Genomic DNA, 26,346 nt, shown 5'->3' on the forward strand with positions numbered 1-26,346 from the left:
AGGCCAGTATGCGCATTCGGCTGGGAGACCTGGTCGATCGCTTGGGAGGCCAGCTCATCGGCGATGCCGACATCGAGGTCGAGGGCATCGCTCCGCTCGACGCCGCTGGCGCATCCCAGATCACCTTCCTTTCGAATCCGAAGTTCCGCGCCCAGGCAGCGGCGACACGCGCCGCAGCACTGATCCTGTCGCCGGCGGACGATGCGGCCATCGGCCCTAGCTTGGCTGGCGCACGCCTGGTGACCGCCAATCCGTATGCCTATTTCGCCCGGTCCGCGCAGCTCTTCGTCGCGCTGTACGCCGAGCCTGCGATTCCCGGCATTCATCCTTCCGCCTGCGTGCATCCCGATGCCGAGGTGGACGCGAGTGCGATCGTCGGCCCGAATGCGACGATCGAGGCGAAGGCGGTCGTCGGGCCGGGCGCCCGTGTCGATGCCGGCAGTTTTGTCGGGCGTGGCGCAACGGTGGGCGAGGGCACGCACCTGCATGCCAATGTCAGCTTCCATGCCGGCTGCGAGATCGGCGCCCGCGGCATCATCCACTCCGGGGCGGTAATCGGCGCCGACGGATTCGGTTTTGCACGGGAGGGCGGCGTCTACATCAAGATTCCGCAGACGGGGCGCGTGGTCATTGGCGACGATGTCGAAATCGGGGCCAACACCACGATCGACCGCGGCGCACTGGCCGACACGATCATCGGCAACGGGGTCAAGCTCGACAACCTGATCCAGATCGGGCACAACTGCGTGATCGGCGACCACACGGCCATGGCGGGATGCGTCGGGGTCGCCGGCAGCGCCAAGATCGGCAAGCACTGCACCTTCGGCGGCGCCGCGATGGTGCTGGGCCACCTGACCATCGTGGACAACGTGCATGTATCCTCCGGCAGCATGGTGTCGCGCTCGATTCTCGAGGTCGGCCAGTACACCGGGTTCTATCCGCTGGCGAAGAACGCGGACTGGGAGAAGTCGGCGGTTATCGTGCGCAACCTGGGCACCATGCGTGAGAAAATCCGCGAGCTCGAAAAAATCATCAAAACGCTTACCGAAAAAAAGTAATGAAAAGTCTCGACATCAATCAAATCAAGGAATATCTGCCGCATCGCTATCCGCTGCTGCTGGTCGACCGGGTTCTCGACTGGGAATCCGGCAAGTCGATTACCGCCATCAAGAACGTGACTGCCAATGAAGAGTTCTTCAACGGACACTTCCCGCACAAGCCCGTGATGCCCGGCGTCCTGATGATCGAGGCCATGGCGCAGACCGCCGCGCTGCTGTCCTTCCTCACAATGGGCCAGAAACCCGATGAGAACAGCGTGGTCTACTTCGTCGGCATCGATGCGGCGCGCTTCAAGCGCCCGGTCGAGCCGGGTGACCAGCTCAAGATGCAGGTCGAGATCCTGCGCACGGCGCGCGGTATCTGGAAATACAAGGCGCAGGCAAGCGTGGACGGCCAGGTCGCGGTCGAAGCCGAGTTGATGTGCACGATGCGCAGCGCGAGTGACGCCAGTCAGCCAGCGGGGCAGTAATGACGATCATCCATCCCACCGCAATCATCGATTCCCGCGCGGAACTCGATGATTCGGTCGAGGTCGGGGCCTATTCCATCATCGGGCCGAACGTCCGGGTGGGCGCGCGAACCCGCATCGGCCCGCACGTCGTGATCGACGGCCATACGACGATCGGCTGCGACAACCAGTTCTTCCAGTTCAGCTCCATCGGCGGTCCGCCGCAGGACAAGAAGCACGGCGGCGAACCGACCGGACTGGAGATCGGCGACCGCAACCTCGTGCGCGAGTTCTGCACATTCAATTGCGGCACCGCGCAGGATGCGGGCGTGACCCGCATCGGCAGCGACAACTGGCTGCTCGCCTACGTGCATATCGCGCACGACTGCCAGGTCGGCAGCAACACGATCTTCTCCAACAATGCGACTCTCGCCGGCCATGTGCACGTGGGCGACTGGGTCATCATGAGCGGCTTTGCCGCGGTACACCAGTTCTGCAAGATCGGCGACCATGCCTTCGTCGGCATGAATACCAGCCTGACGCAGGACGTGCCGCCGTTCGTCCTGGCTTCCGGCCACCCGGCGGAGCCGCACGGCATCAATATCGAAGGGCTGAAGCGGCGCGGCTTCAGCCGCGAGCAGATCAATGCGCTGCGCAACGCCTACAAGCTGATCTACAAGTCGGGCCTGACGCTGGAGCAGGCGAAGCAGGAACTTGCCGCACTGGAGGCTGCTGCGCCCGAGGCGGCCGCCGCTGTCGGCCTGATGCGCGGCTTTCTGGACACCAGCAACCGTGGCATCGTCCGCTGACATCCGGCTCGCGATGGTGGCCGGAGAGAGTTCCGGCGACCTGCTTGCGAGCCGACTCCTGTCCGGCCTGCGGCCCGCGCTTCCCGATGCCGAGATTCACGGCATCGGCGGCCCCCGAATGGCCGAGTACGGCTTCCGCAGCGACTGGCCGATGGAAAAGCTGTCGGTGCGTGGCCTGTTCGAGGTGCTGCGCCACTATCGCGAGATCAAGGGCATACAAATCGCGCTGCGCGACCGCCTGCTGCAGGAAAGGCCGGCGGCGTTCATCGGCGTCGACGCGCCGGATTTCAATTTCGGCCTGGCCGCGCCGCTCAAGCAGGCGGGCATTCCGACCATGCATTTCATCAGCCCGTCGATCTGGGCGTGGCGTGGCGGCAGGATCAAGAAGATCGCCCGCGCGGTCTCGCACATGCTGGTGGTGTTCCCGTTCGAGGAAGAGATCTACCGCAGGGCAGGCATCCCCGTCACCTACGTCGGCTATCCGCTGGCGGAAGTGATCCCGATGGCGCCCGACACCGGCGCCGCCCGCCGCGATCTCGGGCTTGCGCAGGAGGGCAGGGTGGTGGCTGTCCTTCCCGGCAGTCGCATGTCGGAGCTGAAGTACAACGCCGTGCCTTTCATCGCCGCCGCCGCCGAGCTCGCCCGACGCGACCGCAGCATCCGCTTCGTCGTGCCGATGGCCGGAGCCCGTCAGCGGGAGTATTTCGAGTCGCTGATACGGCAGGCAGGCCTGGCCGATTTCCCCCTCGCGATTCTCGACGGGCGCTCGCATGCGGCAATCGCCGCGGCCGATGCGGTGCTGGTGGCGTCCGGCACGGCGACGCTCGAAGTCGCGCTTTTCAAGAAGCCGATGGTGATCGCATACAAGATGATGCGCGCGTCGTGGGAGGTGATGCGCCACATGGCATACCAGCCCTGGGTCGGCCTGCCCAATATCCTGGCGCGCGATTTCGTCGTGCCCGAACTGCTGCAGGACCGCGCCACGCCGGCGGCGCTGGCTGACGCCCTGTGGAGGCAGCTGGACGACGAGGCCGCCCGCAACCGGCTGCACGAACGATTCACCGCCATGCATCACAGCCTGCTGCGCGATTCCGCGCGCGAAAGCGCCCAGGCGGTGCTGCGGCTGATCGGCGCTGGAGGGGCGGCATGAAGAAGCCGTCCGCCAGTCTTGCCCTGTTCGATTATCAGGACGAGCTGATTTGCGGCGTCGACGAGGCGGGCCGCGGCCCGCTCGCCGGGGCCGTTTACGCCGCCGCCGTGATTCTCGACCCGGCCAGGCCCATCGACGGACTGCGCGATTCCAAGAAACTGAGCGAAAGCCGGCGCGAGGCACTGGCGCTGCAGATCAAATCGGATGCGCTGGCCTGGTCGGTCTCCTTCTGCACCGAGGCTGAGATCGATGAACTCAATATCCTGCAAGCGTCGATGCTGGCGATGCGGCGCGCAGTGGAAGCCTTGCGGGTACCGCCCACCCTTGCCCTGGTCGACGGCAACCGCTGCCCGGTGATGAAGATCCGCTCCGAGGCCATCGTGCAGGGCGACGACAAGGTGCCGGAGATCTCGGCTGCCTCCATCCTGGCCAAGACCGCCCGCGACGCCGCGCTGATGGCATTGCACCAGCAGTTTCCGATGTACGGATTCGACCAGCACAAGGGATATCCGACTAGCCTGCATCTGGAGCGCCTGCGCCTCCACGGCGTATCACCGGTGCACCGGAAATCCTACGCACCGGTGCGGGAATTGCTCGACGCGTGCCCGGCTGTCCCGCGGTGACATGACATGAAATCGGTCACCTCGCGCGACAACCCGCTCTTCAAGCAGCTGAAGCAGCTTGCCACAAGCTCCCAGGCGCGACGCAAGGCCGGCCGCGCGCTGCTGGATGGCGTTCACCTGTGCCAGGTCTACCTGGAGCAGGTCGGGGCGCCAGCGGTCTGCGTCGCCTCCGAGAGCGCCCGGGCGCTGCCGGAGGTCGACGCCATCCTGCGCCAATGCGAATCCCTTCATGTGCAGTGCGTGCTGCTGCCGGACGCACTGTACGCCGCACTGAGCCAGGTGGAACATGGCGTCGGCCTGCTGTTCCTTGCCGATACGCCGCGCCCGGCGCCGCCAGCCCGGCTGGATGCACCCGCGGTGCTGCTCGATAACCTGCAGGATCCGGGCAACCTCGGTTCCATCCTCCGCAGCGCGGCGGCTGCGGGAATCGACCAGGTCTTCTGCAGCCGGACAACCGTGTTCGCCTGGTCGCCAAAGGTGCTGCGAGCCGGTATGGGCGCGCATTTCCTGCTGCGGATCCATGAGCACGTTGATCTCCAGGACCTGCTGCGGGACGCGACGGTGCCGGTACTCGCCACCAGCAGCCACGCCGCGCGCCGGATCTATGATCTCGACCTGCGTGCGCCCGTGGCCTGGCTGTTCGGCAACGAGGGGCAGGGCGTGTCGCCGGAGCTCCTGGCAATGGCGACGCACAGAATCAGCGTCCCGCACCTTGGTGCAGTGGAGTCGCTCAACGTCGCCGCCTGCGCCGCAGTCTGCTTCTTCGAGCAGGTGCGGCAGAAGACCGCCTGACGGGCGGCCGGGGGTCAGGCTTTCTCGAACGCGGCGCCCGGCGCCCGGCATTCCTGATAGACCAGCCCGGGCGCCACGCAGCGCTCATCCTTGTCCACCTCATCCCGGCATTCCGGGAGGCAGACCCGGTCGAACTGGTAAGCCCGTCCCTGGATCATCACGTATCGGAAGATCGGCATGTCGCGGTAGGTCCCGATCTGGTCGGCGACCTGGTCCGGCCGGCAGAAGTCCGACGCGCCGCTTCGAAAGGTCCGGCGCGCATTGGCGACGCCCAGCGACTCGATGTCCGCCTCGACCCTTCCCAATCCCTCTTTCAGCGCCCAGAAGAAAAACAGCAGCCCAACCCACAGGATGAGCTCAAGCAAGACGAGATCCATCACACCTCTCCCGCTGGCGGCAGTACGCCGCCAGCCTGTAAGCTTCGCGTAAGGTGTTGACAATCAGGTCATTCAAAAATTCGGGACCGAAGAACAAAAAACGCCGTCCGGCTCATCGCGGCATGGCGTTCGACCGAGGGCACGGTACTAGTAGGCGCGCTTGTCCGACTTGATCTCCTGCAGGATCATGGTCGCAATCTCTTCGATGGATTTCACCGTCGACGACATCCAGCGGATGCCTTCCCGCCGCATCATCTTCTCGGCCTCGTTGACTTCATAGCGGCACTGTTCCAGCGCCGCGTACTTGCTGCCCGGACGGCGTTCGTTCCTGACTTCCGCCAGGCGATCGGGGGCAATGGAAAGACCGAACAGCTTGCTCTTGTATTGCGACAGCATGCCGGGCAGCCGGCCGCGGTCGAAATCCTCGGGAATCAGCGGATAGTTGGCCGCCTTGATCCCGTACTGCATCGCCAGGTAGAGGCTGGTCGGGGTCTTGCCGGAGCGTGAAACGCCGACAAGGATGACGTCGGCGGCGGCCAGGTTCTGGTGCGACTGGCCATCATCGTGCGCCAGCGAGAAGTTGATGGCCTCGATCCGGTTCTTGTAGTCGTCGGAGTCTGCGATGTTGTGGCTGCGGCCGATGGTATGGGTCGAGCGGACGCCGAGTTCCTGTTCCAGGGGCTCGACGAAGGTCTGGATCAGGTCCATGTGCATGCCCTTGGAGTGGCGCACGACGCTAGACAGGTCGGCCTTGACCAGGGTCGAGAACACGATCGGGCGCTTGCCGTCGCGTTCGAATGCCTCGTTGATCTCGCTGACCGCTTCGTGCGCCTTGTCCAGGGTATCGATGAAGGGCAGGCGGATTTCCTTGAAACGCAACTCGAACTGGGTCAGCACCGCGTGACCGAAAGTCTCCGCGGTGATGCCGGTCCCGTCCGAGACGAAGAACACGGTACGGTCTGCGGCGGGAAGGTGGTGCGCTGGGCTGTCTGGCATAATGTTGATCAGATATAAATCATGAAAAGTTCTATATTGTGTGACGCATGAGGCTGTTGCGCACTGTAAAATAATCGACAACCAACGACACCACACCGTGCTCCTGAAGAATAACAAAAAGAGTCGAGCGACGAGGCGTATATGACGATTTCTTATCATCAAAACAGAGGCAGTTATGACCAACGCAGTACAGACCGGGGCAACCCAGGAGGCTACTTACGTAGCTTCGTTTGAAAAGCTGAGGATGACGGACGTCGAGTCCGTCGGCGGCAAGAACGCATCGCTGGGCGAGATGATCAGCCAGCTGGCAGGCGCGGGCGTGCGCGTGCCGGGCGGGTTCGCGACCACGGCCCAGGCATTCCGTGATTTTCTGTCCCACGCCGCCAACGGCGGCCGTACGCTCGCCGATCGCATCGCCGACCGGCTGGCCTCGCTGAACATCGATGACGTGCGTGCCCTGGCGCAGGCCGGCGCCGAGATCCGCCAGTGGATCGTCGAGACGCCTTTCCAGCCGCGCCTGGAGCAGGAAATCCGCACCTACTACCAGCAGCTCGTCGCCGACTCCGAGGCCGAGATGTCATTCGCCGTGCGCTCGTCCGCCACGGCCGAAGACCTTCCGGACGCCTCGTTTGCCGGGCAGCAGGAGACCTTCCTGAACGTGGTGGGCATCGACAACGTGCTGGAGGCGATCAAGCACGTGTTCGCCTCGCTCTACAACGACCGCGCGATCTCCTACCGCGTCCACAAGGGCTTCACGCACGCGGAAGTCGCGCTGTCGGCCGGCGTGCAGCGCATGGTGCGGTCCGACGTCGGCGCCGCCGGCGTGATGTTTACGATCGACACGGAGTCCGGTTTCAAGGACGTGGTGTTCGTCACATCCAGCTACGGGCTCGGCGAGACCGTGGTGCAGGGCGCGGTCAATCCGGACGAGTACTATGTCCACAAGCCGATGCTGGAGCAGGGCAAGCTGCCGATCATCCGTCGCAACATCGGCTCGAAGCTGATCAAGATGGAGTTCACCGGCGAGGCCAAGGCCGGTCGCTCGGTCAGGACCGTTGATGTGCCTATCGAGTTGCGCAACCGGTACTCGCTGACCGACCAGGAAGTCGTCGAGCTGGCGAAGTATGCGGTGATCATCGAGAAGCACTACGGGCGCCCGATGGATATCGAATGGGGCAAGGACGGACGCGACGGCAAGCTGTACATCCTGCAGGCACGTCCGGAGACGGTCAAGTCGCAGCAGAAGCCGACCGATTCCCAGCAGCGCTTCAAGCTCAAGAGCAGTGGCACCGTGCTGGCCGCCGGCCGCGCGATCGGGCAGAAGATCGGCGCGGGTCCGGTGCGCGTCATCAACGACCCCTCGGAAATGGAGCGGGTGCAGCCGGGCGACGTCCTGGTTGCGGACATGACCGACCCCAACTGGGAGCCGGTGATGAAGCGCGCTTCCGCCATCGTCACCAACCGCGGCGGGCGCACCTGCCATGCGGCGATCATCGCGCGTGAACTCGGGGTGCCGGCGGTCGTGGGCTGCGGCAACGCGACCGACATGCTCAAGGACGGGACGCTGGTGACGGTGTCCTGCGCCGAGGGCGACGAGGGCAAGATCTACGACGGTCTGCTGGAGACGGAAGTCACCGAGGTGTCGCGCGGCGCGCTGCCCGACCTGCCGCTCAAGATCATGATGAACGTCGGCAATCCGCAGCTCGCGTTCGACTTCCAGTCGATCCCGAACGGCGGCGTCGGCCTGGCGCGTCTCGAGTTCATCATCAACAACAATATCGGCGTGCACCCGAAGGCAATCCTGGAATACCCGGGGATCGACGCCGACCTGAAGAAGGCGGTCGAGTCCGTCGCGCGCGGCCATGCGTCGCCGCGCGCCTTCTATGTCGACAAGCTGGCAGAGGGGATTGCGACGATTGCGGCCGCGTTCTGGCCGAAACCGGTCATCGTACGCCTGTCCGACTTCAAGTCGAACGAGTACAAGAAGCTGATCGGCGGTTCGCGCTACGAGCCGGACGAGGAAAACCCCATGCTCGGCTTCCGTGGCGCAGCCCGCTACCTCGCTGCCGATTTCGCCGAGGCATTCGAGATGGAATGCCAGGCGATGAAGCGGGTCCGCAACGAGATGGGATTGACCAACGTCGAGATCATGGTGCCGTTCGTACGCACGCTGGGCCAGGCCGAAAAAGTCGTCGACCTGCTTGCAAAGAACGGACTCAAGCGCGGCGAGAACGGCCTGCGCCTGATCATGATGTGCGAAGTCCCGTCCAATGCGATCCTGGCCGAACGATTCCTCGAGTACTTCGACGGTTTCTCGATCGGTTCCAACGACCTGACGCAGCTGACGCTCGGTCTCGACCGCGACTCAGGCATGGAATTGCTGGCCGCGGATTTCGACGAGCGGGACCCGGCGGTTCAGGTGATGCTGTCCAAGGCCATCGCCGCTTGCCGTGCGCAGGGCAAGTACATCGGCATCTGCGGGCAGGGGCCATCGGACCATCCCGATTTTGCCGAATGGCTGATGAAGGAAGGGATTGCCTCCATTTCCCTGAACCCGGACACGGTGATCGACACTTGGCAAAAACTCGCCTCCGGGGCATGATGCGGCCCTGGGGTGTCTGAAAGAAAGCGCGAGCTCCGGCTCGCGTTTTTTTTCAATGGTTGCATGTTGTTTGCTGGCAAAAATCAGGGGAAAAGCATTTGAGCCCCATGCATTTTGCATTAGACTCTAGCCCAGCTTGCTACAAAACAACAACCAACAAAAACAGCAGTACCGCTGATTTGGGCCCCCGCCAACCCCAGGGTTGCGGGGGCGTTTTATTTGGTCGGCGGCGACCGAGGGGCAGGGACATGACAGGCTGGATGATCTGGTTTACCGCGGCAGGAGCGTTGGTCGTGCTTGAAATGTTTTCGGGCACCTTCTACCTGCTGATGATCGCAATCGGTCTTGCTGCCGGCGGCCTGTCCGCGCTCGCCGGCCTGGGAGAAGCGGCGCAGTTCGTCGTGGCGGGCACGACCGGCGTGCTGACCACCTATCTGCTGCGCCAGAGCCGTTGGGGACGCGCATCGCGCCCGTCCACGCAGCGCAATCCCGACATCAATCTCGACATCGGCCAGACGCTGGTCGTGCATGCCTGGAACGCCGACGGCAGGACCGCGCGCGCCGACTACCGCGGCGCGGCATGGGACGTCGAACTGGAGCCGGGCGCCCAGCCGGTGCCGGGAAAATTCATCATCAGGGAAGTGCGCGGCAGCCGCCTGGTGGTCGGGAACGGTCAATAAAAACAGCGAAAGGAAGCACGATGGAAATCAGTTTCGGCAGTGTCAGCCTGGTCCTCTTCATCATTGCGGTGGTGTTCGTTTTCAAGACGGTCAATGTCGTCCCGCAACAGCATGCATGGGTGGTTGAACGACTCGGCAAGTACCACGGGACGCTCGGCCCGGGGCTGAACATCGTGCTGCCGTTCATCGACCGCGTCGCCTACAAGCATTCGCTGAAGGAGATCCCGCTGGATGTCCCGAGCCAGATCTGCATCACCAAGGACAACACGCAGTTGCAGGTGGACGGCATCCTGTATTTCCAGGTCACGGATGCGATGCGCGCCTCCTACGGTTCGTCCAATTACATCGCGGCGATCACCCAGCTCGCCCAGACCACCCTGCGTTCCGTGATTGGCCGCATGGAGCTCGACAAGACCTTCGAGGAACGCGACCATATCAACCGCGCCATCGTGACCGCGATCGACGAGTCGGCGGCAAACTGGGGCGTGAAAGTGCTGCGCTACGAGATCAAGGACCTGACCCCGCCGAAGGAAATCCTGCATGCGATGCAGGCGCAGATCACGGCCGAGCGGGAGAAGCGCGCGCTGATCGCCGCGTCCGAGGGCCGCAAGCAGGAGCAGATCAACATAGCGACCGGCGAACGGGAGGCGGCCATTGCGAAGTCCGAGGGCGACAAGCAGGCGGCCATCAACCGTGCTCAGGGCCAGGCCTCGGCAATCGTCGCCATTGCGGAGGCCAGTGCCCAGGCCCTGCGCACGACCGCCGCGGCCATCCGCGAGCCCGGCGGCGCCGACGCGGTGAACCTGAAGGTGGCGGAGCAATACGTGAATGCATTTGCCCAGCTGGCGAAGACCAACAATTCCCTGATCGTGCCGGCCAATATGAGCGACATCAGCGGCCTGATTGCCGGGGCAATGCAGGTGGCGCGCAGCCAGGGCAAAGCCTGATCGGCGCCGCGAGCGGGCCGGCGGCTAGCGCCGGTGCTGCTTCATGATGGTCTGCTGCTCGCGCTGCCAGTCGCGCTGCTTCTCGCTTTCGCGCTTGTCGTGCTGCTTCTTGCCCTTTGCCAGGCCGATCTCGCACTTGATCCGGCCCTTCGTGTAGTGCAGGTTGATCGGCACCAGCGTGTAGCCGGCGCGTTCCACCTTGCCGATCAGCTTCTTGATCTCTTCCGCGTTAAGCAGCAGCTTGCGGGTGCGGACCGGATCCGGGTTCACATGGGTCGAGGCGGTGGAAAGGGGGCTGATATGCGCGCCGAACAGGTAGACCTCTCCCTTGCGGACGATCACATACGCTTCTTTCAATTGGGCACGCCCGGCGCGTATCGCCTTCACTTCCCATCCTTCCAGCACCATCCCCGCTTCGTAGCGTTCCTCGATGAAGTAATCGTGGAATGCCTTCTTGTTGTCGATAATGCTCATTCGGGATTTGAACGGGTCGGTTAGAATTTCGGTTGTCTATTTTAACAAACGGTTCACACTCCGATGGCTGTCGTGCACAAGTCGGTATTGCTCCCGTACAGCGCGGAACAGATGTTCGCGCTGGTTGACAGGATCGAGGATTACCCGCAGTTCCTGCCCTGGTGCGGCGGGACGGACGTCCGCAAGCGCGAAGGCGACCAGGTCGTCGCCAGCATGTCGATCAACTACCACGGCATCAAGCAGACGTTTGCGACGGAGAACATCAACTATCCTCCGAACAAGATTGCGATGACCCTGCTCGAGGGGCCGTTCAAGCACTTGCACGGCAACTGGCATTTCAAACCGCTGCGGGCGGATGCGTGCAAGGTCGAGTTCGACCTGCAGTACGAATTTTCCAGCCGACTGCTCGAGCAGATCATCGGGCCGGTCTTCAGCATGATCGCCAACAGTTTCGTTGATTCCTTCAGCAAGCGGGCGGAGGTGCTGTATGGCTGAGCTGCGCGTAAGCGTCTGCTACGCGCATCCGGGACGACAGTTCCTGACCGAGTTGAGGTTGCCGGAAGGAGCGCTGCTGAAGGATGCGCTGCTGCGAAGCGGCCTGCTCGAGGAGGCTCCGGAGATCGACCTGCCGGCGGCGAAAGTCGGCATCTTCGGCAAGGCAAGGCAACTGGACACGCCCTTGCGGGATGGCGACAGGGTGGAGGTCTACCGGCCGCTGATCGCCGATCCGAAGGAGTCGCGCCGGCGTCGGGCGGTGAAAAAAGGACGGCCCCAGACCTGAGCGGGCGGCAATGCCGTGCTTGCCGTCATCGCGCTTATCGGCACTCCGCCAGCATGCGATCGTTTTCCCGCAGTTCCGCTGTACGTTGTTCATCCGACAAGAAAGTGCGTTCCCCGTCCTTGCCGGTGGCGCCGATGCGCACGCCGGAATCCAGCGCCCGACGGTAGTCCCGGGCGCGCTCGCAGTGACGCCTCTTGTCGGCCGCCACCCGGGTTTCTTCCGCCGCCTTCTTCTCCTTTTCCGCCGCCTCCGCCTTGCGCTTGCGGAATTCGGCGTTCTTCTCCGCCAGCGTCAGCTGCGGCGGCTCCTGTGCCGCAGACGGGGCCGGGGATGAGGCCGGGGATGCGTCCGGGGCAGCGGCGTCCGGAGTCGGGGTACGTGTGCCGCCGGGTTGCTTCAGGATGCGGGACGCCGGGACGGAAGCGGGCGGCGGCCGGTCCGAAAACTGCCTGACTCCGCGGTCGTCGATCCAGGAATACTGGGCGTGTGCGGATCCGGCGTGGCACAGCAGGGCAAGTGCGGCGAGGGTGAGCGTACGTGGCAAGGCGGCTGGTTTCATGCGGTTCCCGGGGTTCAACAGACACGGCGATTTCGCCATGCTTTGGCAACGCTGTCAACGCAGGCGTTCCGGCTCATGCCGGAACGCGGGGGAATGCGCCTTCGTGCAAGCTTTTCTGTATAATCGCGCTTTGCGCCTATAGGAATCACTATGCGTCTCCTCCAAAAAGCACTCACATTCGATGACGTGCTCCTCGTGCCGGCCCTTTCGCACATTCTTCCCAAAGACACCTCCCTGGCGACGCGCCTGTCGCGCAATATCACGCTGAACATCCCGCTGCTGTCGGCGGCGATGGACACCGTGACCGAAGCGCGGCTCGCCATCGCCATGGCGCAGGAAGGCGGCATCGGCATCGTCCACAAGAACCTGACGCCGAAGGACCAGGCGCGCGAGGTGGCGCGCGTCAAGCGCTTCGAGTCCGGCGTGGTGCGCGATCCGATCACGATTCCCCCGACCATGCGCATCCGCGACGTCATCGCGCTCTCCGAGCAGCACGGCATCAGCGGCTTCCCGGTGGTGGAGGGCAAGAAGGTGGTCGGCATCATCACCAATCGTGATCTGCGCTTCGAAGAGGAGCTGAACGCGGAAGTGCGCGCGAAGATGACGCCGCGCGAGAAGCTGGTGGTGGTGAAGGAAGGCGCCGAGCTGGCCGAGGCAAAGCGCTTGATGAACAAGTACCGGCTGGAACGGGTAATCGTGGTCAACGACGACTTCGAGCTGCGCGGCCTGATCACGGTGAAGGACATCATGAAGGCCACCGAGCATCCGAACGCATCCAAGGACGAGCACGGCAAGCTGCGGGTCGGGGCGGCGGTGGGCGTGGGCCCGGACAATGACGAGCGCATCGAGCTGCTGGTCAAGGCCGGCGTCGACGTGATCGTCGTCGATACCGCGCACGGCCATTCCAAGGGCGTGCTGGACCGCGTCAAGTGGGTCAAGTCGAACTATCCCCAGGTCGACGTCATCGGCGGCAACATCGCGACGGCGGCCGCAGCGATGGCGCTGGTCGAGCATGGCGCGGACGGCGTGAAGGTCGGCATCGGCCCCGGCTCGATCTGCACCACCCGCATCGTAGCCGGCGTCGGCGTGCCGCAGATCACCGCAATCTCCAACGTTTCCGAGGCGCTGAAGGGTACGGGCGTCCCCTGCATCGCCGACGGCGGCATCCGGTTTTCCGGCGACATCGCGAAGGCCCTCGCGGCCGGCGCGTCGAGCGTCATGATGGGCAGCATGTTCGCCGGTACCGAAGAGGCGCCGGGCGAGGTCATTCTGTTCCAGGGACGCAGCTACAAGTCCTATCGCGGCATGGGCAGCCTCGGTGCAATGGCCGAGGGCTCGGCCGACCGGTATTTCCAGGACGCGGCGAACAACGCCGACAAGCTGGTGCCGGAGGGCATCGAGGGACGCGTCCCCTACAAGGGCAGCGTGCTGGCCATCCTGTACCAACTGGTGGGCGGCGTGCGTTCGTCGATGGGCTACTGCGGATGCGCGACCATTGACGAATTCCGCGAGAAGGCCGAGTTCGTCGAGATCACGGCGGCGGGCATGCGCGAGTCGCATGTACACGACGTGCAGATCACGAAGGAAGCGCCGAACTACCGCGCCGACTGACCGGCGACGGCGGCTGCAGGCACATGACCAGCGCAAACGGCGGCACCGGACGGTCCGACCCGGAATTGCCCGGCCCTGCAGAGGTGGACGGGGACGACCCGCACCTGCAACGCATCCGCCGGCTCGGGCGACAACTGTTCGGTGTGGCCGAGTGCCGGATCCTGCTGGGCCGCGAGGAAGAAGCGGCGGGCGACGCCGGTTCCGCCTTCTGCCGCATCGCCGCCGGCAGCGCCCGTCCGCTGGCCGTGACCGACGCGCGTCGCCACCCGGCGCTGGCCCGCCATCCGGCGGTAACGGGCGAGCCGTACATCCGGTTTTTCGCCAGCCACCCGGTCAATGGCGTGGAAGGCACCGGTAGCGGCAGCATTGCGCTGTTCGACGCCGCGCCGCGCAGCGCGCTGAGCGAGGGCGAGCGCGGCCTGCTTGCCGACCTCGCCGCCCTGGTCGAGCGCGAGCTGGAGCTGCGCGCAGTGAATGCGCTGCAGCTCGACCTGCAGAAGAAGAACAAGAACCTGCGGCGGCGCTCGCTGATCGATCCGCTGCTTGGCACCTGGAATCGCGGCGCCATCATGCGGATCCTGGCGCTGGAATCCGAGCGCTGCGAAAAGGCGGGCGTGCCGCTGTCGCTGATCGTCGCTGACCTGGATTTCTTCAAGAAGATCAACGACACCTACGGGCATCCGGTCGGCGACACGGTGCTGGTCAAGGTTGCAAGCCGGCTGCGCTCGTGCATACGGCCGCAGGAAGCCCTCGGCCGCTATGGCGGAGAAGAATTCCTGATCGTGCTTCCCGGGGCCGCGCATGCGACGGCGCTGCAGGTGGCGGAACGGATGCGGGCGGCGGTCGCCGCGCACCCTGAGGCGGTCGGCGCCGACATGCTGAGTCTCACGATCAGCGCCGGCGTGGCGTCGACCGAGGTCTTTCCGCAGGCCTCGGCCGACGAGCTGATCAGCCGTGCCGACATGGCCTTGTATGTCGCCAAGGACGCCGGACGCAACCGGGTCGTCCACGCAACACCAGATTTATCCTGATTCACCTAACCTGCACATCCATGCACTCCAAAATTCTCATTCTCGATTTCGGTTCCCAGGTAACCCAGCTGATCGCGCGCCGCGTGCGCGAGGCCGGCGTCTTTTCGGAAGTCTTTCCGCACGACGTCAGCGACGAGTTCGTCCGCAACTACGGCGCCGCCGGCATCATCCTGTCAGGCGGGCCGAACTCGGTCACCGAAGGGGACACGCCGCGGGCGCCGCAGGCGGTGTTCGAGGCAGGCGTGCCGGTGCTGGGCATCTGCTACGGCATGCAGACCATGGCCGAGCAGCTGGGCGGCAAGGTCGAGAGCGGCAAGGTGCGGGAGTTCGGCTATGCCGAGGTGCGCGCGCGTGGCCATACCGCGCTGCTGAACGGCATCAGCGACTTCGTTACCAGCGAGGGCCATGGCATGCTTCGGGTGTGGATGAGCCATGGCGACAAGATCATCGAGATGCCCTCCGGCTTCAAGCTGATGGCATCCACTGACAATTGCCCGATCGCCGGCATGGCCGACGAGGAGCGCCGCCTGTACGCGGTGCAGTTTCACCCGGAGGTCACCCACACGGTGCAGGGCAAGGCAATACTCGGCCGCTTCGTGCACGAGATCTGCGGCTGCAAGTCGGACTGGAACATGCCGGACTACATTGCGGAAGCAGTCGAGGCAATCCGAAAGCAGGTCGGCGACGAAGAGGTCATCCTCGGCCTGTCCGGCGGCGTCGACAGCAGCGTGGCGGCTGCGCTGATCCATCGCGCGATCGGCGACCAGCTGACGTGCGTCTTCGTCGATCACGGGTTGCTGCGCCTGGACGAAGGCAAGATGGTCATGAACATGTTCGGCAAGAACCTCGGCGTGAAGGTGATTCATGTCGACGCCACCGAACAGTTCATGGGCAAGCTCGCGGGCGTAACCGACCCCGAGGCGAAGCGAAAGATCATCGGCCGCGAGTTCGTGGAAGTGTTCCAGGTCGAGGCCGGCAAGCTGAAGAATGCGAAATGGCTGGCGCAGGGTACGATCTATCCGGACGTGATCGAGAGCGCGGGCAAGGGCAAGAAGACCGCGCACACGATCAAGAGCCACCATAACGTCGGCGGGTTGCCGGAGACGCTGAACCTGAAGCTGCTCGAGCCGCTGCGCGAGCTGTTCAAGGATGAGGTCAGGGAACTCGGCGTGGCGCTCGGCCTGCCGCACGACATGGTCTATCGGCATCCGTTCCCGGGTCCGGGGCTGGGCGTGCGCATCCTCGGCGAGGTGAAGAAGGAGTATGCGGACCTGCTGCGCCGGGCCGACGCGATCTTCCTGGACGAGCTGCGCGCCGCCACCGACGAAGAGGGGCGCTCGTGGTACGACAAGACCAGCCAGGCGTTCGCCGTGTTCCTGCCGGTGAAGTCGGTCGGCGTGATGGGAGACGGTCGCACCTATGACTACGTGGTGGCGCTGCGCGCGGTGCAGACCCAGGATTTCATGACCGCGCACTGGGCGCACCTGCCGCATGAACTCCTCGGCCGGGTATCCAACCGGATCATCAATGAAGTGCGCGGCCTGAACCGCGTGGTGTACGACGTTTCCGGCAAGCCGCCGGCAACGATCGAGTGGGAGTGATGCCGGCGGCCGCCGTCGGACGGCCGGCATGGCTGCGCAGGCGTGGGGCGCCGGCATCCGCCGCCGTTCCGCGCGCTGCCTCCGCGGAGATCGCGGGGCAAGGGAAATATCGTGACTTACAGCGTTAAAGAGATCTTCTATACCTTGCAGGGCGAGGGCACGCATGCCGGCCGTCCGGCCGTGTTCTGCCGCTTTGCGGGATGCAACCTGTGGACCGGGCGCGAAAGCGACCGCCCGTCCGCGGTCTGCCGTTTCTGCGACACGGACTTCGTCGGTACCGACGGCGAGGGCGGCGGTAAATTCGCCGGCAGCGAACAGCTCGCCCAGGCCATCGACGCCCTGTGGCCGCCGCGTCATGGACAGAGCAGGTTCGTGGTATTCACCGGCGGCGAGCCGCTGCTGCAGCTCGACGCGGCCCTGATCGACGCCGTGCACGCGCGCGGCTTCGAAATCGCCATCGAAACCAATGGCACGATCCCCGTGCCCGCCGGCGTCGACTGGGTGTGCGTCAGTCCCAAGATGGGGGCGAAGCTGGAGGTAGGACGGGGCAACGAGCTCAAGGTGGTGATGCCGCAGGAAGGCCAGGACCTGGCCGCGTACGAGCAGCTGGATTTCACGCACTTCTACCTGCAGCCGATGGACGGCCCGGACAAGGAGCGCAACACCCGGCTTGCGATCGAGACCTGCAAGCAGAACCCGCGCTGGAAGCTGAGCGTGCAGACCCATAAATTGCTGCAAATACCCTGAACCGGATGTACACCGCCAGATGTTGACCATTACACGCAAGCTGGAATTCGATGCCGGCCATCGCATCCCGGACCACAAGAGCCAGTGCCGCAATCTGCACGGCCATCGCTATACGCTCGAGATCACGCTCGTCGGCGAGGTGATCCGGCAGGAGGGCAACTCCGAAAACGGGATGATCATGGATTTTTCCGACGTCAAGGCGCTCGCCAAGGCGCACCTGGTGGATGTCTGGGACCATGCTTTCATCGCCTACGAGAGGGACACGGCGGTGCTGGCGTTCCTGAACGGCCTGCCGGGCCACAAGACGGTCGTCATCAAGAGCATTCCGACCGTGGAAAACCTGGCGCAGGCTGCGTTCGACATCCTGCGTCCGGTCTACCAGGACAGGTACGGCACGGGGCTGCGCCTGCACAAGCTGGTGCTGCACGAGACGCCCAATTGCTGGGCCGAGATCACCGCGGACTGACGCGCATGGACGACGCGGTTTACATGCGGCAGGCGATCTCCCAGGCCGGCAATGCGTGGGCGCTGGGAGAGGTGCCGGTAGGCGCGGTCGTCGTCAAGGACGGGGAGGTGATCGCGACCGGCTTCAACCAGCCGATCGGCACCCATGACCCGACGGCCCATGCCGAGATCATGGCCTTGCGGGCCGCCGCGGAAATCCTCGGGAACTACCGGCTGCCAGGCTGCGCGCTGTACGTGACGCTGGAGCCTTGCGCGATGTGCTCGGGCGCGATGATGCATGCCCGGCTGGCCCGGGTGGTGTATGGCGCTCCCGATCCGAAGACCGGCGCCTGCGGCTCCGTGGTGGACCTGTTCGCCCAGGATCGGCTGAACCATCACACGACGGTCCAGGGCGGGGTGCTTGCCGCGGAATGCGGGACGCTGTTGAAGGATTTCTTCGCCGAGCGCCGCCGCCGCGCGATGCGCAGCGGCACCGTGCCGTCGGAACCCGGCGCTGCATGAGCCTGTCATAGCCGCATCCGTGCGCAATCAGGCACGGCAGTTCCCATTCAGGACGAGACGGCGGCACCGGCACGGTGCCGGGAGGCGCTTTGCAAAACGACCGGCTGCGGGATTTCCTGCGCCGCTGCCAGGCGAGGCATTTGCGCCCGCCGGCATCTGCCTATGGGGATAAGCTTTGCCTATCATTGAAGCAAACAACATCAAGCTCGCCTACGACGTGCGGGGCGAGCCCGACGCGGAGCCGGTGCTCCTGATCGCCGGCCTCGGGTTGCAGCTGACGTCATGGCCGGATGCCTTCTGCGAGACACTGGTGGAGCAGGGTTTTCGCGTGATCCGATTCGACAACCGGGACACCGGCCTGTCGTCCAGGATGGAGCAGTACGGCAAGCCCAACCTGCACACCGCATTCTTCAAGTCGCTGTTCCACATGCCGCTCCTGGGCGGCTATACCTTGTATGACATGGCGCGGGACGCGATTTGCCTGCTTGATGCCCTCGGCGTTGCGCGCGCCCATGTCGTCGGCGCTTCCATGGGCGGGATGATCGCCCAGCTCATGGCCGCGCGCTACCCGGAGCGCGTCATCACCCTCACCTCGATCATGTCCACCAGCGGCCGTCCGGGACTTCCCGGGCCAAGCTTCGCCGCCAATCAGGCGATGTTCTCGCGGCCCGCCAATCCGCGCGACCCGAATTCCGTCATCGACCATTATGTGCGGCTGTTCCAGGTCATCGGCAGTCCCGCCTATCCGACGCCGGAGCCGGAACTGCGTCGGCGCGTGCGCGAAAGCGTGCGGCGCGGCGCCAGTTTCAGCGGCACCGCGCGGCAGATGATGGCGGTGGCGACGACCGGCGACCTGGTGCCCCAGCTGCGGACCATTCGCCTGCCCGCGCTGGTGATCCACGGCACGCACGATCCACTCGTCCCCATTGCCTGTGGCCGAGACAGCGCGCGCAACATCGCTGGCGCGGTGCTGCACGAGGTCGAGGGCATGGGCCACGACATTCCGCCGCAGCTCGAGCAGGATCTGGCGCGGGTGATCGCGGGCCACTGCCGGCGCGAATGGCCGGCGGAAGCGCAGCGCGCATGAGCACCGGCAAATCGCTTCCCGCAGGCGACGGCGTGTGCGTGGCGATCGTCGCGCCCGGCGGGTACGCGCCGCCCGGCCGGGACCTGGCGCTCGCGCGCAAGCGCCTCGAAGCCTTCGGATGGCGGGTGAAGCTGCTGCATGACCCGGCCGACGTGCATCAGCGTTTTGCCGGCACGGATGCGGCACGCGCCGGCCAGCTTCACGCGGCCGCGGCAGACCCGGATGTGCACATGGTCCTCGCGCTGCGCGGCGGCTATGGCATGTCCCGCCTGCTGCCTATCCTCGACCTGGAGACGCTGGCGGGCAGCGGCAAGCTGTTTGTGGGTCACAGCGATTTCACGGCGCTGCAGATGGCCTTGCTCGCCCGCACCGGCGCAATCACGTTCGCCGGGCCGATGATTTGCGACGACTTCACGCGGGAGGATGCGAGCGCGTTCACCTTGCGCAGCTTCGGCGATTGCATCGGCAACGCGGAATATGTGCTGCCGTTCGATCATCCCGGCAATCCGGCGCTCGACCTGTCCGGCCCGCTCTGGGGCGGCAACCTGACGATGCTGGCGCACCTCGCAGGCACGCCCTACCTGTCCGCCCCGCGCGACGGCATCCTGTTCATCGAGGACGTCAATGAGCATCCGTACCGGGTCGAGCGCATGCTCCTGCAGTTGCAGCACGCCGGCCTGCTCCGGCAGCAGCAGGCCATCGTGTTCGGCGCGTTCACCGGCTACCGCCTGTCGGACTATGACAATGGCTATGACTTCGGTGCGATGCTGGACTACATGGGCGCCATGCTCGGCATACCGCTCGTATGCGGCCTGCCGTTTGGCCATGTGCGTGACAAGGCGACACTGCCGGTCGGCGCGCAGGCAAGGCTGCAGTGCAGCGAAGGACAGTGCCTGCTCACGCTGGGCGGCTATCCGAACCTGTCAGCGATCCTCGGCGCCGGCGGGCGAGGGCCCCACCAGGAATTTCGCGCGTAGGGCCAGGCTTTCGCCGTGGGCAAGGACGGCCAGTCCAGGTTGCCCGGGCATGTGGAAGGCGTTGATCGGGTGGGTGATGGGCTCGAAGCAGAAGAAATCCAGCCCGGGCGGCCGGTACAGCAGGTTGTAGCCGTTGCAGTCGGGCATGATCATCCTGACCGCCACGCCGCGGTCCGGATAGTCGACAAGCGCCTTCCCATCCCAGCCGGTGAAGCAGTTGTCGACCATCTCGCCCGCGAGCGGGGCCGGGGCATTGTAGTCCCAGCCGGGCGGAAGGCGGGTGCTGTGCTCGACCGGGATCGCATCCGGGCGTGACAGCCATACGCCTTCGGCGCGGGCGCAGAGCAGGGTGTGCGTGTTACGGACGAAGTAGGGGTGCAGGCCGAGGCCGAATGGCAGGCTCTCCTGTCCGAGGTTGGTCACGGTGAGGTCGATCTGCAGCCCGTCGGGCAGCAGCAGGAAGCTCTGGGTACTGCGGTAATGGTAGGGATTGCCGCCATGCCGATTCGACTCCAGGCCCAGCCGGACGCGATCGTCCCCCTTCTCGAGGACTTCCCATTCCTGCAGCCAGCCGTCGCCGTGGATGGGATAGGGCTCGCCCTCGCGGTTGGCTTGCACTGCATGGAAACGGCCCTCGTGCTCGAAACCGCCGTCGGTGATCCTGTTGGTCCAGGGCACCAGTGGAAAGCAGGCGAAGGAATAGCGGTCCGGAGAGGCGCCGTTCCACGGGCGGAACAGCGGCATGTTCCCGCCGTGCGCCAGCCAGTTCCACGACGTGACCGCGCCTCCCATGCGGGGTGCCAGTTCCAGGCGCTGCACGTCCGATTCGATGGAAACAATCTCATCGGCCATCTGCTTCTACCCCCCGTAGGTCTGTGCCGGCATGCCGGCAATGTCGAGCTCGAGCGCGAATAGACCGCCGGCGAGCGGCTCGCGTTCCCGTTGCTGGGGCGACAGGCCGTCCGCGGCAGTGGTGATGAACAGCGTACGTAGCGCGGGTCCCCCGAATGCACAGCAGGTGACCTGGGTACAGGGCAGCGCGACCGTCATCATGACGCGGCCCGCCGCATCCCGGCGGGTCAGCTTGCCGGCGCCCCAGTGCGCGATCCACAGGCCGCCCTCGGCGTCGGTGGTCATGCCGTCCGGCGAACCGTCCCCGGGACCGAATTGCAGGAACAGCCGCTTGTTGGCGAGCTCGCCGCGTTCCAGGTCGTAGTCGAATGCATAGACCCTGCCGTTGACGCTGTCGTTGTGGTACATCGTGCGGTAGTCGGCAGACCATGCCGGACCGTTGGTCACGGCGTATCCGCTGTCCATGCGGCTGCACGACGGCTGCGCTCCCGACGGTTCAAGGCGGTACAGCGAACCGGTGGGCGCCTTGCACGCAAAATCCATGGTACCCGCCCAGAAACGGCCGCGGGCATCGCACTTGCCGTCATTGAAGCGGTTGGCCGGCATGTCGTCTTCGACCGCCAGCAGCGGCCGCACCTCGCCGGAGGCCGGATCGAAACCGGCAAAGCCGTGGCGCTGCGTGATCACCAGACCGTCACCGCTTGTCCGCTCCGCTAAGGCGGATACGCCGTGCCCGATCTGCCAGCTGCGCCGCTCATCGCCGGATGCATGGCGATGAAGGCGATGATTGAGGATGTCCACCCAGTAGAGCGCCTGTTCGCGCACCGACCAGAGCGGACCTTCGCCGAGCGCGGCACCGGCCTCCCATATGCATTCCGGCGTCTTCATCATGGCCTCCGCTCAATGCGATTCACGCGGCACCGGCGCGCCGCTGCTGCCGACCAGGAAGTCGAGGTCGGCGCCCAGATGCGCCTGCTGCACGTGTTCGACATACAGCTTCACGTAGCCGCGCTCCGGCGCCGGCGGCGCCACCCATTGCGCGCGGCGTCGCGCCAGCTCTTCGTCGCTGACTTCCAGGTGCAGGCTGCGCGCTTCCACGTCGAGCGACACGATGTCCCCGTCCCGCACCAGTGCGAGCGGCCCGCCCAGCGCAGCCTCGGGCGACGTGTGCAGCACGACCGTACCGTAGGCGGTACCGCTCATGCGCGCGTCCGAAATGCGGACCATGTCGGTGACGCCTTTCTCGAGCACTTTCCTGGGAAGGGGCATGTTGCCCACTTCGGCCATGCCGGGATAGCCGCGCGGACCGCAGTTCTTCAGCACCATCACGCAGTGCTCGTCAATGTCGAGGTCCGGATCGTCGAGGCGTTCGCGCAGGTCCTCGATGGTCTCGAAGACCACCGCGCGGCCGCGATGCTTCAGCAGGCTGGCCGAGGCAGCCGAAGGCTTGATCACGGCGCCATCCGGCGCCAGGTTGCCCTTGAGGACGGCGATCCCCGCGTTCTCCTTGAACGGCGTCTCGAGCGGCTTGATCACGTCCCGGTTCCAGCACGGCGCCCCGTCGATGTTCTGGCCGATGCTGCGGCCGTTGACGGTGAGGGCGTCGAGGTGGAGCAGGTGGCGTATCTCGTTCATTACCGCCGGCACGCCGCCGGCGTAGAAGAAGTCTTCCATCAGATAGTGGCCGGACGGCTGCAGGTTGACCAGGCAGGGCATGCGGCTGCCGATCCGGTCGAAGTCTTCCAGCGTGAGGTCGATGCCGATGCGGCGGGCGATCGCGAGCAGGTGCACGACCGCGTTCGTGGATCCGCCAATGGCCGCGTTCACCCGTATCGCGTTCTCGAAGGCCTCGCGCGTCATGATCCTGTCCATCGTCAGGTCTTCCTCCACCATCTGCACGATGCGTCGGCCGCTCAGCTGCGCCAGCCGGTTGCGGCGCGTGTCGGGTGCGGGAATGGCCGCATTGCCGGGCAGGGACATGCCCAGGGCCTCGACCATGCTGGCCATGGTCGAGGCCGTGCCCATCGTCATGCAGGTGCCGGTGGAGCGGTTCATGCAGCCTTCGGCCTCGGTGAACTCCTCCTGCGTCATCAGGCCGCCGCGCACCATCTCCGACATCATCCACACCCCGGTGCCGGAGCCGATGTCCTTGCCACGGAACTTCCCGTTCAGCATCGGGCCGCCCGAGACGCCAATGGTCGGCAGCCCGCAGCTCGCCGCGCCCATCATCAGCGCCGGCGTCGTCTTGTCGCAGCCCATCAGCAGCACCACGCCGTCGATCGGATTGCCGCGTATCGATTCCTCGACGTCCATGCTCGCGAGGTTACGAAACAGCATGGCGGTCGGCCGGATCTGGGTTTCGCCGGGCGACATCACCGGGAACTCCAGCGGGAATCCGCCTGCCTCAAAGACGCCGCGCTTGACGAACTCGGCGAGCTCCCGGAAGTGGCTGTTGCAGGGGGTTAATTCGGACCAGGTATTGCAGATGCCGATGACCGGACGGCCGTCGAATTCATCCGCCGGATGGCCGGCCTTCTGGGTCCAGCTGCGGTGCACGAATCCGTCGCGGTCCTGTTTTTCGAACCAGGCGCGGCTGCGACGTTTTGGTTTAGCCGTGGTCATAACTTACTCGCAGGGGCAGGTGTGGTTGGACCGGGCACGAATGGCCGCGGCGCGGCAAGGCATGTTTCGAGATGGCATCAACATTGATTGGCCATCCATTCGAAAGTTCAGGAGAAAGTCATGGCACAGGAACAGGGCGTGGGGCATGCCGGGAAGCAGGACAGTGCAGGACAGCTGGCGCGCTTTCCCAGCCTGGCCGGCAAGCGCGTCTTCGTCACCGGGGGCGGCTCCGGGATTGGTGCTGCAATCGTCTCGGCCTTCGCGGCGCAGGGCGCGCAGGTCGCCTTCATCGACATTGCGCGCGACGCCAGCCTGGCCCTGTGCGAATCCATTGCGGCGAGCGGGGCCCCCGCGCCGGTGTTCCGCGAGTGCGACATCCGGGACGTCGCCGCGCTGCAGTCGACCATGCGCGATCTTGCCGCTGCAATGGGCGACTTCGACGTGCTGGTCAACAACGCCGGCAATGACCAGCGCCACCGTCCGGAAGAAGTGACGCCCGCCTTCTGGGACAACTGCGTGGCGATCAACCAGCGCCCGATGTTCTTCGCCTGCCAGGCGGTGATGGCGGGCATGAAGCGACGCGGCGGCGGCGCCATCATCAACCTCGGCTCCACCAGCTGGCATATCGCGAACGGCGGTTATCCGGTGTACACGACGACCAAGGCGGCGGTCAGCGGCCTGACCCGCGGCCTCGCCCGCGACCTCGGGCAGTGGAACATTCGCGTCAACACGGTGACACCGGGCTGGGTGATGACCGAGCGCCAGCTCAGCATGTGGGTGGATGCGGAAGGCGAAAGGCTGATCGATAGCAGCCAGTGCCTGAAGGGCAGGGTGATGCCGGAGCACGTCGCACGCATGGTGCTGTTCCTGGCGTCGGACGATGCGGCAATGTGCACCGCGCAGGAATACATTGTCGACGGTGGCTGGGCATGAGCGGGGATGCGCAGGTCCTGCTCGGCATCGACTGGGGCAGCAGCAACCGCCGCGCCTATCTCCTCGATGCGGGCGGCGCGCTGCTGCGGCAGCACGAGGACGACGGCGGCATCCTTCAGGTCCAGGGCGGCTTCGAGGCCGCGCTGGCCGCGCTGCTGCGCACGCTCGGCGTGACGCGCGCTGACGTCATCATGTCCGGCATGATCGGCAGCCGGAACGGCTGGCGCGAGGCGCCGTACCTCGACGTCGATCATCCGTTGCCGGCGCTCGGCGCGCGGCTCGTCGAAGTGCCGGCGCCGCTTCCCGGCGTCCGTTGCCGCATCGTCCCCGGCTATCGCTACCTGGATGCCCAGGGCATTCCCGACGTGATGCGCGGCGAGGAGACCCAGGTGCTCGGCGCGCTCGCCCTGAGCGCGCGCAGCGGCTGGTTCCTGCTTCCGGGGACGCATAGCAAATGGGTGCGGGTCGAGGAAGGCCGGATCAGGGAATTCTTCACCTACATGACCGGTGAACTGTATGCGCTGATGTCGCAGCATGGCACCCTGTCCAAGGTCATGGACGCCGGGCGGTCGGTGCCGCAGGCATTCGCGGCCGGGCTGCATGCGTCGCGCGACGCCCCGTTTACGCATGCCGCCTTCTGCTGCCGCGCGCTGGTGGTGACGGACATGATGCCGCCCGCGCATTCCGCCTCCTACCTCTCCGGCCTGCTGATCGGCGCCGAGTTGCACGACATCCTGCGCCGCTGTGGCGGCAGCCTGCACGAGACGGTACAGGTGGTCGGCAGCCCCGGACTGGCGGCGCGTTACCTCAGCGCGCTGGAACTGGCCGGCATTCCGGCCCACTCATGGCAACCGGATGCGGTGTACCTGGCTGCGTTGCGCGCGCTGTTCGACCTGGACGACTCTGCAAGGGAGGCCACATGAACGCTGTCTTTCAACCCTATCCGTATCCGCTGATCGCGATTCTGCGCGGATTGACGCCGGAGGAAGCGCCGCAGGTCGGGAAAGTGCTGTTCGACACCGGCTTCCGGATGCTGGAAGTGCCTCTCAACCGGCCCGGCGCAATCGAGGCAATGCAGTCGCTGGTGCGCATTGCGCCCGCCGACGCCATGATCGGCGCCGGCACCGTGCTGACCGTCGCGCAGGTCGACGCGGTTCGGCAGGCAGGGGGCCGGCTGGTGGTCTCGCCGCATTGCGCGGAAGAGGTCATTGCGCATGCGGCCGGCCTGGGCATGCTGACCCTGCCGGGCGTGGCCACGCCGACCGAGGCGTTGCGGGCGCTGCAGGCAGGCGCCCACGGGCTGAAGCTGTTTCCGGCCGAGATGGTGCCGCCCGCGGCGTTCAAGGCGATCCGGTCGATCCTGCCGGAGGGCACGCCAATGTTTCCGGTCGGCGGCGTGACCCCGCAGAACATGGCGGAATACGCAGCGGTCGGCGCGACCGGGTTCGGCATCGGCGGCCAGCTGTATGCGCCCGGCCGTGACGCGGACGCACTGCGCGCCGCAGCGGAGGCCTTCATGCAGGAACGACAACAGCTGATCCGCAATGCAGCTTAGGCAAGCGATAGGAACCGGGAGATGATCCGGTCTTGCTGCAATGCGGAATGGTAAAATAGCCGGTTTT

29 protein-coding genes are annotated in these 26,346 nt (G+C 65.4%); 22 read left to right on the forward strand and 7 right to left on the reverse strand.

What is annotated here, in order from left to right; all coding sequences use genetic code 11:
* Positions 1-8 precede the first annotated feature (8 nt).
* The 6 genes from lpxD to VIM12_RS20350 are packed head-to-tail and all read left to right on the forward strand — an operon-like array spanning position 9 to position 4,881.
* Positions 9-1,058: a UDP-3-O-(3-hydroxymyristoyl)glucosamine N-acyltransferase gene (lpxD, locus tag VIM12_RS20325; protein WP_331944164.1), complete on the forward strand. Its 1,050-nt coding sequence runs from the start codon at positions 9-11 to the stop codon at positions 1,056-1,058.
* Positions 1,058-1,528 carry a 3-hydroxyacyl-ACP dehydratase FabZ gene (fabZ, locus tag VIM12_RS20330; protein ID WP_331944166.1) on the forward strand — a complete coding sequence of 157 codons (471 nt, stop codon included), beginning with the start codon at positions 1,058-1,060 and terminating at the stop codon, positions 1,526-1,528. Before lpxD ends, fabZ begins: the two co-directional genes overlap by 1 nt.
* On the forward strand, positions 1,528-2,316 hold the full coding sequence (gene lpxA, locus VIM12_RS20335) for an acyl-ACP--UDP-N-acetylglucosamine O-acyltransferase (RefSeq protein WP_331944168.1): 789 nt from the start codon (positions 1,528-1,530) through the stop codon (positions 2,314-2,316). Before fabZ ends, lpxA begins: the two co-directional genes overlap by 1 nt.
* 13 nt (positions 2,317-2,329) lie before the next feature.
* Complete coding sequence (lpxB, locus tag VIM12_RS20340) at positions 2,330-3,466, forward strand: lipid-A-disaccharide synthase (protein ID WP_331944519.1); 1,137 nt, start codon at positions 2,330-2,332, stop codon at positions 3,464-3,466.
* On the forward strand, positions 3,463-4,089 hold the full coding sequence (gene rnhB / locus VIM12_RS20345; protein WP_331944170.1) for a ribonuclease HII: 627 nt from the start codon (positions 3,463-3,465) through the stop codon (positions 4,087-4,089). The genes lpxB and rnhB overlap by 4 nt, the downstream gene beginning before the upstream one ends.
* Before the next feature lie 6 nt (positions 4,090-4,095).
* Entirely contained in the window at positions 4,096-4,881 is a 786-nt protein-coding gene (locus VIM12_RS20350; RefSeq protein ID WP_331944172.1) for an RNA methyltransferase, read from the forward strand.
* 14 nt (positions 4,882-4,895) lie between these two features.
* Here the strand turns inward: VIM12_RS20350 and VIM12_RS20355 are convergent, their stop codons facing one another.
* Entirely contained in the window at positions 4,896-5,258 is a 363-nt protein-coding gene (locus VIM12_RS20355) for a hypothetical protein (RefSeq protein ID WP_331944174.1), read from the reverse strand.
* A gap of 147 nt (positions 5,259-5,405) precedes the next feature.
* Positions 5,406-6,254, reverse strand: coding sequence for a posphoenolpyruvate synthetase regulatory kinase/phosphorylase PpsR (gene ppsR / locus VIM12_RS20360; RefSeq protein WP_331944176.1), 849 nt, complete (start codon positions 6,252-6,254; stop codon positions 5,406-5,408).
* Positions 6,255-6,429: 175 nt separating this feature from the next.
* On the opposite strand from ppsR, the gene ppsA reads away from it, so the two are divergent.
* The 3 genes from ppsA (at position 6,430) to VIM12_RS20375 (ending at position 10,483) form a co-directional block, all read left to right on the forward strand.
* Positions 6,430-8,856 carry a phosphoenolpyruvate synthase gene (gene ppsA / locus VIM12_RS20365; protein ID WP_331944178.1) on the forward strand — a complete coding sequence of 809 codons (2,427 nt, stop codon included), beginning with the start codon at positions 6,430-6,432 and terminating at the stop codon, positions 8,854-8,856.
* Between the two features lie 302 nt (positions 8,857-9,158).
* Positions 9,159-9,536: an NfeD family protein gene (locus VIM12_RS20370; RefSeq protein WP_331944521.1), complete on the forward strand. Its 378-nt coding sequence runs from the start codon at positions 9,159-9,161 to the stop codon at positions 9,534-9,536.
* Positions 9,537-9,556: 20 nt separating this feature from the next.
* Positions 9,557-10,483 (forward strand): stomatin-like protein, encoded by a 927-nt coding sequence (locus tag VIM12_RS20375; RefSeq protein ID WP_331944180.1) that lies wholly within the window; start codon positions 9,557-9,559, stop codon positions 10,481-10,483.
* 24 nt (positions 10,484-10,507) lie between these two features.
* On the opposite strand, the gene smpB is transcribed toward VIM12_RS20375, so the two are convergent.
* Complete coding sequence (gene smpB, locus VIM12_RS20380) at positions 10,508-10,957, reverse strand: SsrA-binding protein SmpB (RefSeq protein ID WP_331944182.1); 450 nt, start codon at positions 10,955-10,957, stop codon at positions 10,508-10,510.
* A gap of 63 nt (positions 10,958-11,020) precedes the next feature.
* On the opposite strand from smpB, the gene VIM12_RS20385 reads away from it, so the two are divergent.
* On the forward strand, positions 11,021-11,452 hold the full coding sequence (locus tag VIM12_RS20385; protein WP_331944184.1) for a type II toxin-antitoxin system RatA family toxin: 432 nt from the start codon (positions 11,021-11,023) through the stop codon (positions 11,450-11,452).
* A complete protein-coding gene (locus VIM12_RS20390; RefSeq protein WP_331944186.1) occupies positions 11,445-11,738 on the forward strand; it encodes an RnfH family protein in 294 nt (97 codons plus the stop codon). Before VIM12_RS20385 ends, VIM12_RS20390 begins: the two co-directional genes overlap by 8 nt.
* Before the next feature lie 34 nt (positions 11,739-11,772).
* Here the strand turns inward: VIM12_RS20390 and VIM12_RS20395 are convergent, their stop codons facing one another.
* A complete protein-coding gene (locus VIM12_RS20395; protein WP_331944188.1) occupies positions 11,773-12,297 on the reverse strand; it encodes a DUF4124 domain-containing protein in 525 nt (174 codons plus the stop codon).
* Between the two features lie 150 nt (positions 12,298-12,447).
* Between VIM12_RS20395 and guaB the strand changes: the two genes are divergently transcribed.
* The 8 genes from guaB to VIM12_RS20435 all read left to right on the forward strand — a co-directional run bounded on the left by guaB (position 12,448) and on the right by VIM12_RS20435 (position 20,317).
* Positions 12,448-13,908, forward strand: a complete 1,461-nt coding sequence (gene guaB, locus VIM12_RS20400) for an IMP dehydrogenase (RefSeq protein ID WP_331944190.1) — start codon at positions 12,448-12,450, stop codon at positions 13,906-13,908.
* A 23-nt stretch (positions 13,909-13,931) separates the two neighbouring features.
* Positions 13,932-14,939 (forward strand): sensor domain-containing diguanylate cyclase, encoded by a 1,008-nt coding sequence (locus tag VIM12_RS20405; protein ID WP_331944192.1) that lies wholly within the window; start codon positions 13,932-13,934, stop codon positions 14,937-14,939.
* Between the two features lie 20 nt (positions 14,940-14,959).
* Complete coding sequence (guaA, locus tag VIM12_RS20410; RefSeq protein WP_331944194.1) at positions 14,960-16,540, forward strand: glutamine-hydrolyzing GMP synthase; 1,581 nt, start codon at positions 14,960-14,962, stop codon at positions 16,538-16,540.
* 111 nt (positions 16,541-16,651) lie between these two features.
* Positions 16,652-17,287 (forward strand): 7-carboxy-7-deazaguanine synthase, encoded by a 636-nt coding sequence (queE, locus tag VIM12_RS20415; RefSeq protein ID WP_331944196.1) that lies wholly within the window; start codon positions 16,652-16,654, stop codon positions 17,285-17,287.
* A 19-nt stretch (positions 17,288-17,306) separates the two neighbouring features.
* Positions 17,307-17,753: a 6-carboxytetrahydropterin synthase QueD gene (queD, locus tag VIM12_RS20420; protein WP_331944198.1), complete on the forward strand. Its 447-nt coding sequence runs from the start codon at positions 17,307-17,309 to the stop codon at positions 17,751-17,753.
* Positions 17,754-17,758: 5 nt separating this feature from the next.
* A complete protein-coding gene (gene tadA / locus VIM12_RS20425; RefSeq protein ID WP_331944200.1) occupies positions 17,759-18,253 on the forward strand; it encodes a tRNA adenosine(34) deaminase TadA in 495 nt (164 codons plus the stop codon).
* Positions 18,254-18,428: 175 nt separating this feature from the next.
* Positions 18,429-19,340: an alpha/beta hydrolase gene (locus VIM12_RS20430; protein ID WP_331944202.1), complete on the forward strand. Its 912-nt coding sequence runs from the start codon at positions 18,429-18,431 to the stop codon at positions 19,338-19,340.
* Positions 19,337-20,317 carry an LD-carboxypeptidase gene (locus VIM12_RS20435; RefSeq protein ID WP_331944204.1) on the forward strand — a complete coding sequence of 327 codons (981 nt, stop codon included), beginning with the start codon at positions 19,337-19,339 and terminating at the stop codon, positions 20,315-20,317. Before VIM12_RS20430 ends, VIM12_RS20435 begins: the two co-directional genes overlap by 4 nt.
* On the opposite strand, the gene VIM12_RS20440 is transcribed toward VIM12_RS20435, so the two are convergent.
* Genes VIM12_RS20440 through VIM12_RS20450 form a run of 3 tightly spaced genes read right to left on the reverse strand, consistent with a single transcriptional unit; the run spans position 20,264 to position 23,791 of the window.
* Complete coding sequence (locus tag VIM12_RS20440) at positions 20,264-21,169, reverse strand: aldose 1-epimerase (RefSeq protein WP_331944206.1); 906 nt, start codon at positions 21,167-21,169, stop codon at positions 20,264-20,266. The genes VIM12_RS20435 and VIM12_RS20440 overlap by 54 nt on opposite strands.
* A 6-nt stretch (positions 21,170-21,175) precedes the next feature.
* Positions 21,176-22,060, reverse strand: coding sequence for an SMP-30/gluconolactonase/LRE family protein (locus VIM12_RS20445; RefSeq protein WP_331944208.1), 885 nt, complete (start codon positions 22,058-22,060; stop codon positions 21,176-21,178).
* A 9-nt stretch (positions 22,061-22,069) separates the two neighbouring features.
* Positions 22,070-23,791, reverse strand: a complete 1,722-nt coding sequence (locus tag VIM12_RS20450; protein ID WP_331944210.1) for an IlvD/Edd family dehydratase — start codon at positions 23,789-23,791, stop codon at positions 22,070-22,072.
* A gap of 120 nt (positions 23,792-23,911) precedes the next feature.
* On the opposite strand from VIM12_RS20450, the gene VIM12_RS20455 reads away from it, so the two are divergent.
* From VIM12_RS20455 to VIM12_RS20465, 3 genes are read left to right on the forward strand one after another with little or no spacing between them, the layout of a single operon-like run.
* Entirely contained in the window at positions 23,912-24,724 is an 813-nt protein-coding gene (locus tag VIM12_RS20455) for an SDR family oxidoreductase (RefSeq protein ID WP_331944212.1), read from the forward strand.
* Positions 24,721-25,647: a 2-dehydro-3-deoxygalactonokinase gene (locus VIM12_RS20460; protein ID WP_331944214.1), complete on the forward strand. Its 927-nt coding sequence runs from the start codon at positions 24,721-24,723 to the stop codon at positions 25,645-25,647. Before VIM12_RS20455 ends, VIM12_RS20460 begins: the two co-directional genes overlap by 4 nt.
* A complete protein-coding gene (locus VIM12_RS20465; protein WP_331944216.1) occupies positions 25,644-26,279 on the forward strand; it encodes a 2-dehydro-3-deoxy-6-phosphogalactonate aldolase in 636 nt (211 codons plus the stop codon). The genes VIM12_RS20460 and VIM12_RS20465 overlap by 4 nt, the downstream gene beginning before the upstream one ends.
* Positions 26,280-26,346: the final 67 nt, after the last annotated feature.

This window comes from Noviherbaspirillum sp., from assembly GCF_036563305.1.
Lineage (GTDB): Bacteria > Pseudomonadota > Gammaproteobacteria > Burkholderiales > Burkholderiaceae_D > Noviherbaspirillum.